At 48.4% G+C, this 14,206-nt stretch carries 13 protein-coding genes; 10 read left to right on the top strand and 3 right to left on the bottom strand.

All coding sequences use genetic code 11. The features are described 5' to 3' along the window. Positions 1-32 precede the first annotated feature (32 nt). The 4 genes from IPL32_15005 (at position 33) to IPL32_14990 (ending at position 2,394) form a co-directional block, all read left to right on the top strand. Positions 33-923: a nucleotidyltransferase family protein gene (locus tag IPL32_15005; GenBank protein ID MBK8467128.1), complete on the top strand. Its 891-nt coding sequence runs from the start codon at positions 33-35 to the stop codon at positions 921-923. Next, positions 920-1,549 (top strand): tRNA (adenosine(37)-N6)-threonylcarbamoyltransferase complex dimerization subunit type 1 TsaB, encoded by a 630-nt coding sequence (gene tsaB, locus IPL32_15000; GenBank protein ID MBK8467127.1) that lies wholly within the window; start codon positions 920-922, stop codon positions 1,547-1,549. Before IPL32_15005 ends, tsaB begins: the two co-directional genes overlap by 4 nt. After that, on the top strand, positions 1,530-2,060 hold the full coding sequence (gene rimI, locus IPL32_14995) for a ribosomal protein S18-alanine N-acetyltransferase (GenBank protein ID MBK8467126.1): 531 nt from the start codon (positions 1,530-1,532) through the stop codon (positions 2,058-2,060). The genes tsaB and rimI overlap by 20 nt, the downstream gene beginning before the upstream one ends. 109 nt (positions 2,061-2,169) lie before the next feature. Continuing rightward, entirely contained in the window at positions 2,170-2,394 is a 225-nt protein-coding gene (locus IPL32_14990; protein ID MBK8467125.1) for a YdcH family protein, read from the top strand. Between the two features lie 69 nt (positions 2,395-2,463). On the opposite strand, the gene IPL32_14985 is transcribed toward IPL32_14990, so the two are convergent. Next, the gene (locus IPL32_14985) at positions 2,464-3,435 is read right to left on the bottom strand and encodes a PQQ-binding-like beta-propeller repeat protein (GenBank protein MBK8467124.1); all 972 of its coding nucleotides are present in this window, start codon (positions 3,433-3,435) and stop codon (positions 2,464-2,466) included. A 267-nt stretch (positions 3,436-3,702) separates the two neighbouring features. Here IPL32_14985 and IPL32_14980 point away from each other — a divergent pair, with 267 nt between their 5' ends. Beyond that, on the top strand, positions 3,703-4,191 hold the full coding sequence (locus IPL32_14980) for a single-stranded DNA-binding protein (GenBank protein ID MBK8467123.1): 489 nt from the start codon (positions 3,703-3,705) through the stop codon (positions 4,189-4,191). Between the two features lie 105 nt (positions 4,192-4,296). Here IPL32_14980 and IPL32_14975 read toward each other — a convergent pair whose 3' ends face one another. Beyond that, on the bottom strand, positions 4,297-5,121 hold the full coding sequence (locus IPL32_14975; protein MBK8467122.1) for an acetyl-CoA carboxylase carboxyltransferase subunit alpha: 825 nt from the start codon (positions 5,119-5,121) through the stop codon (positions 4,297-4,299). Between the two features lie 18 nt (positions 5,122-5,139). Next, a complete protein-coding gene (gene dnaE / locus IPL32_14970; GenBank protein MBK8467121.1) occupies positions 5,140-8,598 on the bottom strand; it encodes a DNA polymerase III subunit alpha in 3,459 nt (1,152 codons plus the stop codon). Between the two features lie 77 nt (positions 8,599-8,675). On the opposite strand from dnaE, the gene miaB reads away from it, so the two are divergent. The 5 genes from miaB to IPL32_14945 all read left to right on the top strand — a co-directional run bounded on the left by miaB (position 8,676) and on the right by IPL32_14945 (position 13,928). Beyond that, positions 8,676-10,004, top strand: coding sequence for a tRNA (N6-isopentenyl adenosine(37)-C2)-methylthiotransferase MiaB (gene miaB, locus IPL32_14965; GenBank protein MBK8467120.1), 1,329 nt, complete (start codon positions 8,676-8,678; stop codon positions 10,002-10,004). Between the two features lie 4 nt (positions 10,005-10,008). Further along, complete coding sequence (locus IPL32_14960) at positions 10,009-10,491, top strand: bifunctional nuclease family protein (GenBank protein ID MBK8467119.1); 483 nt, start codon at positions 10,009-10,011, stop codon at positions 10,489-10,491. Positions 10,492-10,535: 44 nt separating this feature from the next. Continuing rightward, positions 10,536-10,973, top strand: a complete 438-nt coding sequence (locus IPL32_14955) for a hypothetical protein (protein ID MBK8467118.1) — start codon at positions 10,536-10,538, stop codon at positions 10,971-10,973. A 474-nt stretch (positions 10,974-11,447) separates the two neighbouring features. Further along, positions 11,448-12,605, top strand: coding sequence for a methionine adenosyltransferase (locus tag IPL32_14950; protein ID MBK8467117.1), 1,158 nt, complete (start codon positions 11,448-11,450; stop codon positions 12,603-12,605). Positions 12,606-12,650: 45 nt separating this feature from the next. Further along, on the top strand, positions 12,651-13,928 hold the full coding sequence (locus IPL32_14945; protein ID MBK8467116.1) for an adenosylhomocysteinase: 1,278 nt from the start codon (positions 12,651-12,653) through the stop codon (positions 13,926-13,928). Positions 13,929-14,206: the final 278 nt, after the last annotated feature.

Raw genomic sequence — 14,206 nt, 5'->3', positions numbered from 1 at the left:
GAAGATCAGACATCTTTGCTACTCTTTTTTCTGTGAGCGAAACGCAAACAGATGCTGTACAAGAGATTCGTGATCCTTCCCGCTGGTACATCCTTCAGAAAAAAGCGATGGAGATGCGGGCCGTGCAGGCGTTTTCGCTGATGCGAGAAGCGGGCATTGAGCCTGTCCTTATTAAGGGGTTAGCCGTAGCTCGCTTTTATCCCGAAGCAGGCTCACGAGCTTCTATCGATATGGACCTCGCCGTGTCATCTGATGATTTTGAAGCTGCAGATAAGATCGCCAGATCTGCCGCTGCTAACGGACTTGCCATCGATCTTCACCGCGAACTTCGTCATCTCGATACGGTTGCGTGGAATGACCTTTTTACCCATTCGCAATTGCGTGAGGTTGAGGGCGGCAGCATTCGTGTTCTGCGAGAGGAAGATCACATGCGCGTTCTAATCGTCCATTGGCTGACCGACGGCGGAGCACGCAAAGAGAGGCTTTGGGATTTTTACTATTGCATCATCGGACGCTCTCCGGATTTCGACTGGGACCGTTTCTTGAATACGGTAAGCGAACGCCGACGCCGTTGGCTCATATGCACAATCGGGCTTGCACATCATTATCTTGGACTCGATCTTGACGATACGCCTATCAGAGACGAAGCGAAAAATCTACCTTCGTGGCTTATCAAAGCGCTGGAAAAAGAATGGGCGAACGAAACACGGTTTATGCCGTTGGAGACAGTTATTCACGATCCAAAAATGTTCTTAATGCAAATTCCAAGACGACTGCGGCCAAACCCTATCTGGGCAACTGTCCAGTTAGAAGGCAGCTTTGATGCAAAAACCCGCTTGTTCTATCAGCTCGGCAGTTTTTTCCAACGAATAGTGCCTTCCTTTAAACGTGTGTCAAGTTCGATTTTCAGGAGGCCTAATTGACTAAATCACAAATCGTTCTTGCCATCGAATCCGCTATTTGCGGCGGCAGTATCTCTTTGCTCCGAGATGGCGTCGAAGTTGCGAACTGGATAGGGAAGTCAGATGTCTCAAAAGCCGAAGACCTGCTCGTCAACATAGACGCTATGCTCACGGCAAATGATATCGATCGACAAGAGATCAATATGATAGCCGTTTCAGCCGGACCGGGAAGTTTTACTGGAATACGGATTGGTATTGCCACAGCGTTGGGCATGAAAGCTGGCCTTGGGATCGCAATGTCCAGCCGGTCGGCGCTAAAGGCTATGGCGTTTTTGCAAACAAAAAATAAAGTGACTACCGCAATTCCGATGGGCCGTAAGGCGGTCTGTTTACAGTCATTTCAAAAGCAGGGCAAAAAGATCTATGTCCTCGATGAACCACATACGATGCCGGAAGATGCGTTTCTCTCATTACTGCAAAACGAAACAAATGTAACTTTCGTCTTACACTCCGCACTTTACTACAAGACTGAACAGCAAGGACACATAATAAATTTTGGCGATAATATCGCCTATGCTATTGGCTTGATCTGTTGTGAATATCAAGGGATCGTATCTGAGCCAATTTTTGTCAGCAAAAGCTTTTAAGAAACTCAAAAAAATGGTCGCCGATAATCAAGACATCTTACGGATCCGCCCCGTCGAAACCTCACACATCGCTGACCTCATCCGCATTGCTGAAGAAACCAACCTGAGCCATTGGTCGGCGCAGAGTTATCTCGACGAAATGAAGAATCCCGATTCGGTAATGTTGCGTCTCGAAGCCGGTAACAATTCTACGATCGGCTTCGTCGTTGGCCGTCTTGTGCCCGCTGGGGTGATTGAGATCGTCACGGACGCCGAAATATACAATATTGCAATATCGGAAAGTGAACAACGAAATGGGTTGGGCCAGTTATTAATCGATGCGTTTACTGAGGCCTGTCGTGAAAAGAAAGTAGCAAATATATGGTTGGAAGTTCGTGAATCCAATTATCAGGCTATTGCCTTCTACGAAAAAAACGGTTTCGATCGCGTTCAAACACGTCAGTATTTTTATGAAAACCCTCGGGAACACGCCCTTTTAATGAAACTAACATTGAAAAAAGAATCCGCTTGATTATTTAATTAATTAGGTCTAGAATTGGACTTAACCCGGTTACGAAATTGTTAAATTACGCCATCGGGCCCAAATTTTTTGAAAAAGTGAGGACAAACGCCATATGGACATGTCAACAGCGGATCCGGTGAGAGATGAACTGATAAAGAGCAATGCAGTATTCCGAGATCTTGTTCATCAGCATCAGGGTTTCGAAGCGAGATTGAACGAACTGGCCCATCTTTCATACCCAAGCGAAGACGAACAGTTGGAGGAAGTTACTCTTAAGAAAAAAAAATTAGCAATAAAAGACGAGATCTACGCGATTCTGGAGCAGCAAGCCGTTTCACACTAAGGAACGAACTTCGCTGCTAAATTTATTTTAAACAGGCAGTCTGCAGGCTTATTGGCCTTGAGGCTGCCTTTATTTGTTCTGCGGACATCCGTTTAGGCTGTAGCTGTAAGCTGCCGTATTGGTAAGCACGAAGATCAATCCGTTCGCAGCGATAGGACGTGCAACAAGGCTCTCATTCTCGCCAAAAACAATGCGGCCGGCGACTCGTCCGTTTGCAATGTCTGTCAGCACCGCCTCTCGTTCTTCAAAACTGGAGATCAAGGCGAAGCGTTCCGTCACTCTCGATATTTGTCCGATACGGCCGGAGAGACGTTTTTTCCAAATGCGTCCGCCGTTTCTGGAAGAAAGAAAATAAACAAAATTATCATGGGACGCAACCAGAACATGTCCGTCAAAAGCGGAGACTTTTGATATCTCACCCCCTGTTTTGAACGTCCAGATCGGCTTATCACCTCCATTCGATGCTGAAACGTTTCCTCGTTCGTCTCCGAGAATCAACACATAATTTTCCGCCGCACTCAGCGCCGTCACGGCAAATGGAAACTTTCGCACTGAATTGATCTCACCATTTTTTAGTGAAACGTCTAAAATCTGCTTACCCGTTGTCGCCAACATCACACTTGATGCGGTGAACGACGGTTCTCCGACAAATCCTTCTGCGATTTGTCTGGTCCACTCCACTTTTCCGCTCCTTACATCTATCGCATCGAGCGCACCATTTTTTGACACAACGATAACGGCTCCGTTAAACAAGCCGAGATAATGTCGATCAGTGTCAGGCAGTGTCATGGTCCAATTTGTAATGCCTGTATCTTTGCTAACCCAGCGAAGCTTGCTTCCGCTCGATTTTGACGTTTCACCCGCAACTTCTGAGGTTGCAAAAAACAAACTTCCATCGGTGGCGATGATATTAGAGCTGATCTCCCCGCCAAATTCTGACGACCAAATCTTCTTGCCGTCTCGCGATAGAGCTTCGATCCTCGCGCCATTCAGGCCCAAAAACACTCGGCTATCGTCTGCGGCAATCTGATCACCCGCCAAGTCGCCCAACGGATAAGACCAGCATTTGGCAACATCGATCTCAGCGCCCGCTTTTTTTTGCCCAAAAAGGCTTTGACACAATAAAACTGTGCAAATTACAAATAAAATGGTGATCCGGGAAAAAGGCGTGCCGTGCATTTAGTATCTTACTACTATTACTCTAAGTTGATCGAATTGATGATTTTATCACACGCCATTGTCGTGTTATATTGATGAAATAGTTACAACTAGCGTTTACATAAAAATTACACAAAAGAGGAAATTACTATGTCATTTAACAAGATAATACTGGTCGGCAATCTAGGTCGCGATCCAGAATTACGCTATACGCCACAAGGATCAGCCGTTTGCAGTTTTTCGATGGCAACAAATGAGAAACGTCGCGACAAATCTGGGGAGTTTCAGAATGTTGCTACCTGGTTTAGAGTGACGCTTTGGGGCAACCAAGCCGAGGTCGCCTCAAAATACCTAACCAAGGGAAAACAGGTATATATTGAAGGCAGGTTGCGAATGGAAGAATATACCGACCGCGAGGGCGTCATTCAAAAAACACTCGAAGTAAATGGCACCGATATGCAGTTCATCGGCTCACGCGAAGATGGTGGTGGCAGTTACAGCGGAGGCCATCAGGAAGGCGATCCCGACACCCACAGTGGGCCGCCATCAACGGCGAGTTCATCGGCAGGAGTATCGTCGGGTAGCGGAAGTTCAACTCCTGTCTCCTCGCCCGCTGGAGATGATGATATTCCGTTCTAATTGTTTCCATCGTTTCAGCAGTTCCGGAGCGGAACAAAAAATTAGCCACGCAACTGTACGAAATAAGTCATTGCTTTTTTCATACAATTGCGTGGCTATTTCATTTTAAACCCACTCACCCATCCCGCGAAATTTCTTATACCTCTCGTCGAGGAGTTTTTTTGTGTCCAGCGAAGTGAGAGCTTTGATCTCTCGAAGAAGCGTCTTTTTTAGTGTTTCGCAGATCTTGTCGAACGCTTTTTGACTTTTTGCGTCGTCCTCAGTGGGCATTGTCCAGGGGCTGGGTTCGGAGACGATCTCGTCGATGATGTCGAACTTTTTCAATTCCGATGCCGTCAGCTTCAATCCCTCTGCGGCATCGGCAGCCCGTCCGGCATCTTTCCAGAGAATAGCCGCGCAGCCTTCGGGTGAGATCACCGAATAGACCGCATTTTCCATCATCAGAACTCGATTCCCGATGCCGATAGCAAGTGCTCCGCCGCTGCCGCCTTCGCCAAGGACAACTACAACAACGGGAACTTTCAAGCCAGCCATTTCGCGCAGGTTAAACGCGATCGCTTCCGCTTGGCCGCGTTCCTCGGCGTCTATGCCGGGATACGCTCCGGGCGTATCAATAATCGTGATGATAGGACGGCCAAATTTTTCAGCGAGGTTCATTACCCGAAGTGCTTTGCGATAACCTTCAGGCTTTGGCATGGCAAAATTGCGATGACGGCGCTCGTTGATATCACGCCCTTTTTGCTGTCCAACAACACAAACCTCGATATCATCAAGCCGCGCAAACCCAGCGATCATCGCCGGGTCATCAGCAAAGCGGCGGTCACCATGGATCTCGACAAAATCAGTAAAAACCGTGTTCATCAGATCCATCGCGTAAGGCCGATCAGGATGTCGAGCTGTCTGGACGCGTTCAAAAGCGGTCGTAGTCATATTGGTCAATGATACCTTCTAGTTAACCCAATCTACAACGCAGCCGCGGGATTCGAGTTCGCGCTGCAAAGCCCGGCTGCCTTCGACCATCACACCTTCGGACTGAAGAGTGACATTCGCTCTATCGGCATTGATCTCAAGAATGACTCTGCAGCCTCCTTTGTAGCGATCGAAAAGAACCAAAAGATTCTCAAGAAAAGTTTCTGTAGAACCGTTAAGAGCAGGGCATTTGATGCGCAATTCGCGAGCTCTGCCTGCCTCGGCATCTTCAAGCGATTGAAGACTGTTGATCTTTAACGTCGGCTCTTGTCCTTCCGCAGCTTCGATGTTGCCTTCGGCGATGAACAGCCCATCGTCGGCTAAAATGGAACTTAGTTTATTAAAGCTCTCGCCCAGCAAAAGTCCTTTGATAGAACTCGAACGATCTTCGATGCGGCATTGTGCAAATCGATTGCCGCGTTTGCTCGTGCGAACCTGTAAACCACTGACCATTCCGGCGATCTTGAGGCTCTGGCCGGAAAGCAGATCATCGTATTCAGCAATGCTTTTTAGCCGCATTCCGGCAAGCAAGTCTTTGAAATTGTCGAGCGGATGCGTCGAAAGATAAAAGCCGATCGCCGCCTTCTCGCGTCTCGCAACCTCACTTTGCGGCCATGCTACTGTTTGCGGCAACGTTTCGGCAGCGTCATTTTCGCTTTCAACCGCACCGAACAGTCCGCTTTGTCCACGCATCCTGTTTTCGGCCGCGCGCTGGCCTTGTTGTAATGCAGCATCTATCGCAGCATGATTCTGGGCACGCCACGCACCGAGTTCTATTCCTTCCGCCATCAGCGAATCGAAAGCACCTGCGGCGATCAAACTTTCCAAACCACGACGATTTACTGCTCCTGATCCTAACCGTGAACAAAAATCGAAAAGAGAAGTAAACTTGCCGTTCTTTCTTGCGTCCATCATCGCCTGCACGCTCGTCGTACCCATGCCCTTAATCGCGGTCAGGCCGTAACGTACGGTGTTTTCGACCGGTGTAAAACCAACTTCACTTTCATTAATATCCGGTGGTAATAGTGCGAGTCCCATCGATCGCAACTCACTTGAATATTTATAAACCTTCGCGCTGTCATCCGCTTCGTGCGAGAGAACTGACGCATAAAAATACGCTGGATAATGAGCCTTAAGGTATGCAGTTCGAAACGCCAGGATCGCATACGCCATCGAGTGACTGCGGTTAAATCCGTAATCGGCAAACTTTGCCATCAGGTCAAAAATATCTTTGGCGGTTTTCTTCTTTATGCCGCGCTCGACAGCGCCGTCGATGAATTGGTTCTCATGACGCGCCATTTCTTCCTGCTTCTTTTTGCCCATCGCCCGGCGCATTAGATCGGCGTCGCCAAGACTATAACCGGCCAACTTCTGCGCGAGTTGCATGATCTGTTCCTGATATACAAGCACGCCAAAAGTGTTGCCAAGAATGCCTTCCATTTCAGGCACAATGTACTCAACTTCTTTAACGCCACGATGCCGGTCAATAAAATCATCGATCATTCCACCATCAAGCGGGCCGGGACGATAAAGCGCGTTTAAAGCAGAAAGATCTTCGAGTTCCTTTGGCCGAAGTTTACGGCACATGTCCTGCATTCCCGAAGATTCGAATTGGAATATCGCTTCGGTGCGGCCTTCGCCAAAAAGCTCCATCGTCTTCTGATCGTTTGTCGGAATTTCTGTCCAGTCGATCGTCACGCCGAGTTTTTCCTTCATTGAAATGAGACAGTCGTTGATGACCGTCAGCGTGGTCAACCCGAGAAAATCCATCTTGAGCATCCCGACTTTTTCAAGGTCGTTCATCGGATACTGGCTCGTGAGTTCGTCTTTACTGGACATTGCGACGGGCACAAGTTCGTGCAGCGGCCTGGGTGAAATAACAACTCCTGCTGCGTGAACCGACGTGTGCCTCGAACAGCCTTCCAATTTGAGTGCAAGATCGATGAGTTCCTTGACACCGGCATCTTTCATTGCGGCTTTCATTTCAGGCACGGTTTCGATTGCCTGTGAAATGCTCACGTTACGGCCGCGTATTGGCGGAGGTATCATCTTCGCGACCTTTTCCACCGAGCCAAACTCCATGCCCAATGCACGGCCCACATCCTTGATCGCAGCCCTCGAAGCCATGGTTCCAAACGTAATGATTTGGCAGACAGATTCGCGTCCGTAAAATTCCGTCACGTGATCGATAACATTTCCGCGTCCTCGAATACAGAAATCAATATCGATATCAGGCATCGAAATGCGACCCGGATTTAGAAATCGCTCAAAGAGAAGATCATATTGCAGCGGATCAACGTCGGTGATGCGCATACAATAAGCCGCAAGCGAACCGGCGGCCGAACCGCGCCCGGGCCCGACCGGAATGTCCTGCTCGCGTGCGTATTTGATAAAATCCCAAACGATCAAAAAGTAACCGGGAAAACCCATTTCCTTGATCGTCGCGATCTCAATGTTGAGCCGCTCTTTGTATTCTGCAAGATCGTGTTTGAGCGTACCGAGTGCGTTCATCGGATCCCATTCGGTTTTTCTGCGATCTTCAAAACCATCCCACAAAACTTTTTCAAAATACTCGTCAACACCTACAAAACCTGAATCGACCGGAACAGGATAATTCGGCAACTGACGCACGTCGTCGCCTTGTGGTATAACGAGATCACACATCTCAGCGATCTTCGTTGTGTTAGTAAGCGATGCCGGCAGTTCGTTGCCAAAGATCGCCCACATCTCTTCGGCAGAACGCAAATAACGGATAGCATCGGAACCGTATGACTTGTCGCTGACCGTTCGTCCTTCACCGATAGCGATCAATAGTTGATGAGCCCGAGCATCATCCTGGTTTAGATAGTGGACATCGTTCGTCGCAACGAGTTGAATGTTGCTTTGTTTCGAGAGTTCGACTGTATCTTTGATCAGCTTCTTGCCGTCGTCGCCAACTCGATCTTGTATTTCGAGAAAGAAATTTCCTGCACCAAAAATGTCCTCAAAAGTCTTTGCATGCGCGAGCGCCTTTTCTTCATTGCCAGTCGCGAGAAAATGACCAACAGCACCATCAATTCCACCCGATAGACCGATCAACCCGGCGCTTTTTTCCGCGAGAATCTCAAGGTCAATACGCGGTTTATAATAAAACCCTTCGGTGAACGCCATTGAAGATAGATGGACAAGGTTCTGGTAACCTTCGAGATCGCGGGCCAACAATATTAGGTTGTAATAGCCTCTTTCGCCTGCTTCTACTGCCGTCGTTCTGTCAAAACGGCTGCCAAATCTAACAAAAGCTTCATATCCGATGATAGGCGTAATGCCCTTAGCAGACATCACATTAAAAAACGAAACGGCACCATACATATTGCCGTAGTCCGTTATTGCGCAAGCCTTTTGCCCGAGTTCGTCAAGTTTTGCCGCAAGATGTTTAAGTTGGATTGTGCTCTGTAACAAGCTATAATCGGAGTGTAAATGCAGGTGGACAAAGTCCTTCTCTCCAAAAATTGGCCTTTCCGGTTTTTGCTCCATATATGAAGAAAGTTTATCTCGAAACATTTGGCTGTCAAATGAACGTCTCCGATTCGGAGCGCATTTCGACGACTCTTGCTAGAGACGGCTATGAAATGACCGCGGATGAGACGTCAGCAGATGTTGTGATCATAAATACCTGTTCGGTTCGTGAGAATGCCGAGCACAAACTGTATTCGCGCGTTGGACGTTTACGCAAGAGAACGGCAAACAAAATGCCAGTCGTCGGAGTAATGGGCTGCGTTGCACAATTAGAGGGAGAAACGCTTTTTAATAAGATCGAAGGTGTTAATTTTGTACTTGGAACAAGAGCTGTAGGCCGCGTCTCAACCGCCATCGAAGAGACTTTTCGAACAGGCAAAACTATTCTTGATGTCGGGGAACGCGAAGACGATTATGACTGGACCGTCGCCGATACACATCGCCATTCGCCATATATCGCATTTTTGCCGATCATCGAGGGCTGCAATAAGTTTTGTAGCTACTGCATAGTGCCATTCTCGCGGGGCAGGGAACGCAGCTTTGAAGCAACCGAATTAGTTCGGCAAATAGAGGAATTAAAGAAAAAAGGTGTCAGGGAAGTCCACCTCATCGGTCAAAATGTAAATAGTTATCGTCCGGAAACCGATGCCGGGCTGGAAAAAGTCGCAGGGAAGTCGCACTTTTCAAAACTTTTACATGCCGTTGCCGCAACCGGTATGGAGCGTATAAAGTTTGCGACCTCATTTCCCCGCGATTTCAGGACGGACATAGTAGATGCCATCGAGGAACACGAAAATCTCTGCAATTGGGTGCATTTGCCCGTTCAATCCGGCAGCAATCGTGTGCTTAAACTAATGAAACGCGGCCATACGATCGAGAAGTACTTTGCTCAAATCGACCGCTTAAAGTCATCAAGCCGTGATATTTCGCTCTCGACTGACATTATTGTAGGTTTTCCCGGCGAGACCGAGAAAGATTTTCAGGACACTGTTAAGATGGTCGAATATTGTGGGTTTGATATGGCTTATATTTTCAAATATTCGCCGCGTCCCGGCACACCGGCGTACGAAATGCATGACGATGTTTCGCCAGCGGAGAAAACGTTACGTTTCATGGAACTTGAGCGAACCCAGAAATACATACAAGACAAGCGTTTACAACGATATCTTAATAAAGTGCTTAAAGTGTTAGTTGAAAGAAGATCAACGCGAACGGAAAGCGGTTTAACCGGACACTCTACTTGCCACAAAGTAGTTAATTTCGTTGGTCAGGGCGATTTGGCTGGTAAAATAGTTGATGTCAGAATCACAGATATCAAGCCCAACTCATTATTTGGCGAAATTCATTAATATCATGGAAAACGGGCATAACCTTATAGAAGTAAAGATCGGTGCATTAATAATGGACCCGAACACTAATACGCCTATCGTGGTGCTTAAGGGCATTGAATCGGAAACCGTACTGCCCATTTGGGTTGGAGCGTTTGAAGCCAATGCTATTGCCCTGGAGATCGAAAAGGTCGTTCCACAACGGCCTATGACTCACGATTTGCTAAGGAACGTCATAATTGAGTGCCAATTGTCCGCAAAGAGTGTCGTTATTACGGACCTGCAAGAAAATACGTTCTACGCCCGCATCGAGCTAAAAGACAAAAACGAAGAAGCCGTAATGCTCGACGCCCGTCCGTCTGATGCAATCGCTCTTGCTTTAAGGCTCGATTGCCCTATATTTGTTGAACAAAAGGTGATCGACCTTTCAGCAGCAGCTCACACGCCTGAAAGCCCTCAGGATAACACGGAAACTCCAGTTGATGACTGGCCGGAGCTAATCGGCTGAAATCACGCGGTTTATTACATAATCTCTATTATCAGACGTGACGCATGTCATTTGAAATGGTAGTAAAAGGAATTATTAAACCCGTCCTTAGTGTGATGCTTCTCTGTTACCTCCTTCCTGGATGCATTTCGAGCGAAAGGTTCGTAGTAGAAAAGGCGTTAGGCGAAACTAGATCGATTCGGGACGCACAAAAAGAGTTTAAGAAATCTGCTGGGCGATTTGGAACTATTGATGAGCTATTCGAAAGTCGCTTGATTTCTTCAAAACCGGGCACAGGAATGACGTCCGGCTTTGAGTTTCGATGTGAAGCAGATGTTGATACTTATCAGTTATCAGTCACGCAGAAAGTCGCCCCTGACGCTGAAAATAAAGTAGAAATTGTTTCGTTTTTTGTAGATCAGTCTGGCATTGTACGCGTCAGTGTGGATCCAAAACGAATGGCAAACTCATCCAGTTATTCAGTTTCGGATTCCAATTTATAACGAACCGTGTTATCTTATGTGTGCATTGTTGTGTCTTATACGGGTTGTTATTTGACAAATTAGGTAGAAAAATCGACATCCAGAGATTAGCGTTCCACTAAGAAAATGAGAAATACGGCAAGCCGGCGACCGTAATCTTTGCACTAGATAGGTTTACGGATTCTGTGCCGCAATATGTCTTTTTTGTGGGAAAAACGCGGAACGGAGGCCAAAAAACGCTGTAACTGCAATAAGAATGGTCACTTGCGCGTTCCACCCAAAGGTGGAACGGTGTTCGTACACCCCTTCGCCCGCCTGACGATTAGATGCAACGAAAAAAGTGTTGGGACAGCAGACAAATCGCCCCAGGCTCCCTGTGATCGAGACATACATTATGCTGAAATTGACACAAAATCAGTAAAAAGTTATCATTATGGTTTTGTTATTTGCACAGATTTTAATTTGACAACCCTATATAAAAGGAGTTACGAAACATTGAGTAAGGGAAATTTTTTATTTACATCCGAGTCGGTAACCGAAGGCCATCCGGATAAAATTGCGGACCATGTTAGCGATGCCATTCTTGATGCGATCCTTGCTCAGGACCCTACGGCACGAGTTGCTTGTGAGACATTGGTGACGACAGGCTTGGCAGTCGTCGCAGGCGAGATCACGACAACGGCAAGAGTCAATTACAAAGAGATCATTCGTGAAACAATCGAAGAGATAGGATACAACAACGCCGAGTTTGGTTACGACTCAAATACCTGTAGCGTCATTGATGCTATCGGTACGCAGTCGCCCGACATTTCGCAAGGAGTTGATACTGGCGGTGCTGGAGATCAGGGTTTGATGTTTGGCTTTGCTTGTAATGAGACACCCGAGCTGATGCCGATGCCTATACAGATGGCTCACAATCTCACGAGACAATTGTCGAAGGTGCGTCGCGACGGTACAGTTCCCTATCTGCGGCCCGATGGAAAATCACAGGTTTCGATCGAGTATCGCGATGGACGTCCGTTTCGTGTTGAAGCTGTGGTTATCTCTTCGCAGACTGCTGACCTCGACATCGAAGACATTCGTGCTGACATCATGGAGCACGTTATCAAACCTGTTATCCCCGCTGAACTTCTCGATGACAACACGAAGTATCACATTAATCCGACCGGAAAATTTGTCATCGGTGGACCAATGGGAGATGCGGGTTTGACTGGCCGCAAGATCATCGTTGACACCTATGGCGGATACGCTCCGCATGGCGGCGGTGCTTTTTCGGGTAAGGATCCGACCAAGGTTGACCGCTCGGCGGCGTATATGGCGCGTTACATTGCAAAGAATGTCGTCGCTGCGGGACTTGCTGACAAATGCACGGTTCAATTGGCATACGCTATCGGCGTTGCGGAACCTGTTTCGGTCTTGATCGACACACACGGCACTGGGACGATTGACGACGAAAGGATCGCAGACATCGTCCGTGAGAATTTTACTTTGACCCCTGCAGCGATCATCGAAACGCTCGACCTTCGCCGCCCTATCTACAAGGCGACGGCTCGCTTTGGACATTTTGGACGCGTGAACGACGAATTCTCTTGGGAAAAGACTGACAAGGCCGAGGCCTTGAGATCGGCTGCCGAAAAAGGAGCAGCGGCTTAAGATTAAAAACACGCAGGCTGACAGCCTGCGTTCCGACAAAAATATATGGCAAACGCAGGAACATCAATGCAACACGACATCAAAGACATCAACCTGGCGCCGCAAGGCAAACAGCGTATTCTATGGGCCGACCGCGAAATGCCGGTTCTCCGCCTCATTCGCGAGCGTTTTGAAAAAGAAAAGCCGCTCACCGGCGTAAAGCTCGTCGCATGTGCACACATCACGACCGAGACGGCAAATCTGGCTCGCACGCTTCAGGCTGGCGGTGCGGAATCGCTGCTTATCGCTTCGAATCCGCTCTCGACACAGGACGATGTCGCGGCTTCGCTCGTCGCCGATTGGGGCATCCCGGTCATGGCTCATAAGGGCGAATCGACCGACACCTACGTCCGCCACGTCAAAGCGGCGCTCGAAACAAATCCGAATCTCATCATCGATGACGGCTCTGACGTTGTCGCAACGATGATCAAGGAAAAGCCTGAGCTTATCGGCAATCTCATCGGCACGACCGAAGAGACGACAACCGGTATCGTTCGCCTTAAGGCAATGGTCGCCGCCGGCGTGCTCACCTTCCCTTCAATCGCGGTCAACGACGCACAGACAAAGCATTTCTTTGACAACCGCTACGGCACGGGCCAATCAACGCTTGACGGCATCATTCGTGCGACAAATATTTTGCTCGCCGGAAAAAATCTCGTCGTCGTAGGCTACGGCTGGTGTGGAAAAGGCGTTGCAATGCGTGCCCGCGGTATGGGCTCGAATGTTATCGTCTGCGAGATCGATCCGATCAAAGCGATCGAGGCTGTCATGGACGGCTTCCGCGTGATGCCGATGATCGAGGCTTGCAAACTCGGCGATTTCTTCGTCACCGTGACCGGCAACCGCCACGTTATCGACCGTGAACATTTCGAGCACATGCGCGACGGAGCAATCGTCTGCAACAGCGGACACTTCGATCTGGAATTGAATCTAACGGCCCTGCGCGAAATGTCGAGCGAGGTCAACACACGCCGTCCGTTCGTCGAAGAGTATTCGAAGAAAGACGGCAAGAGCGTGATCGTTCTCGGCGAAGGCCGCCTGATCAACCTCGCCGCTGCCGAAGGCCATCCTGCTTCGGTGATGGATATGTCGTTCGCCAATCAGGCTCTGTCGGCTGAGTTTCTTGTTAAGAACAAAGGAACCCTCGCAGCAGGCGTCCACGTCCTGCCGCCCGAAGTCGATCAGGAGATCGCTTCCCTCAAACTCCGTGCGATGGGCGTCAACATCGACGAGCTCACACCGGAAATGCTCGAGTACATGACGAGCTGGGAAACAGGCACCTAGAGATGCAGAAGCCCGCACGTTAGTAAGGGCGAAACACGCAACATCAATTCACAAAGACTCGGCAATATGCTGGGTCTTTTTTTGTGTTCTTCTATTCCGAAGGCTTTAAAAAATCACTGGATATGCCCGTAAATACAGGCTTTTGTGCGAATAACCCCTCGACTGATCAACAAAAAGCCATCGGCGGACCCCAAAAAGCCACTTTTGAACGTCAAAAAGCCACTTTAGACCCCCAAAAAGCCATCAAAAAATCACCTTAAAATTACTTTCCCTGGCAG

This window comes from Chloracidobacterium sp., assembly GCA_016711345.1.
In the GTDB taxonomy this organism is placed as follows: domain Bacteria; phylum Acidobacteriota; class Blastocatellia; order Pyrinomonadales; family Pyrinomonadaceae; genus OLB17.
Note: the sequence above shows the minus strand (reverse complement) of the source record. Positions and strands in the feature narration are given on the sequence as shown.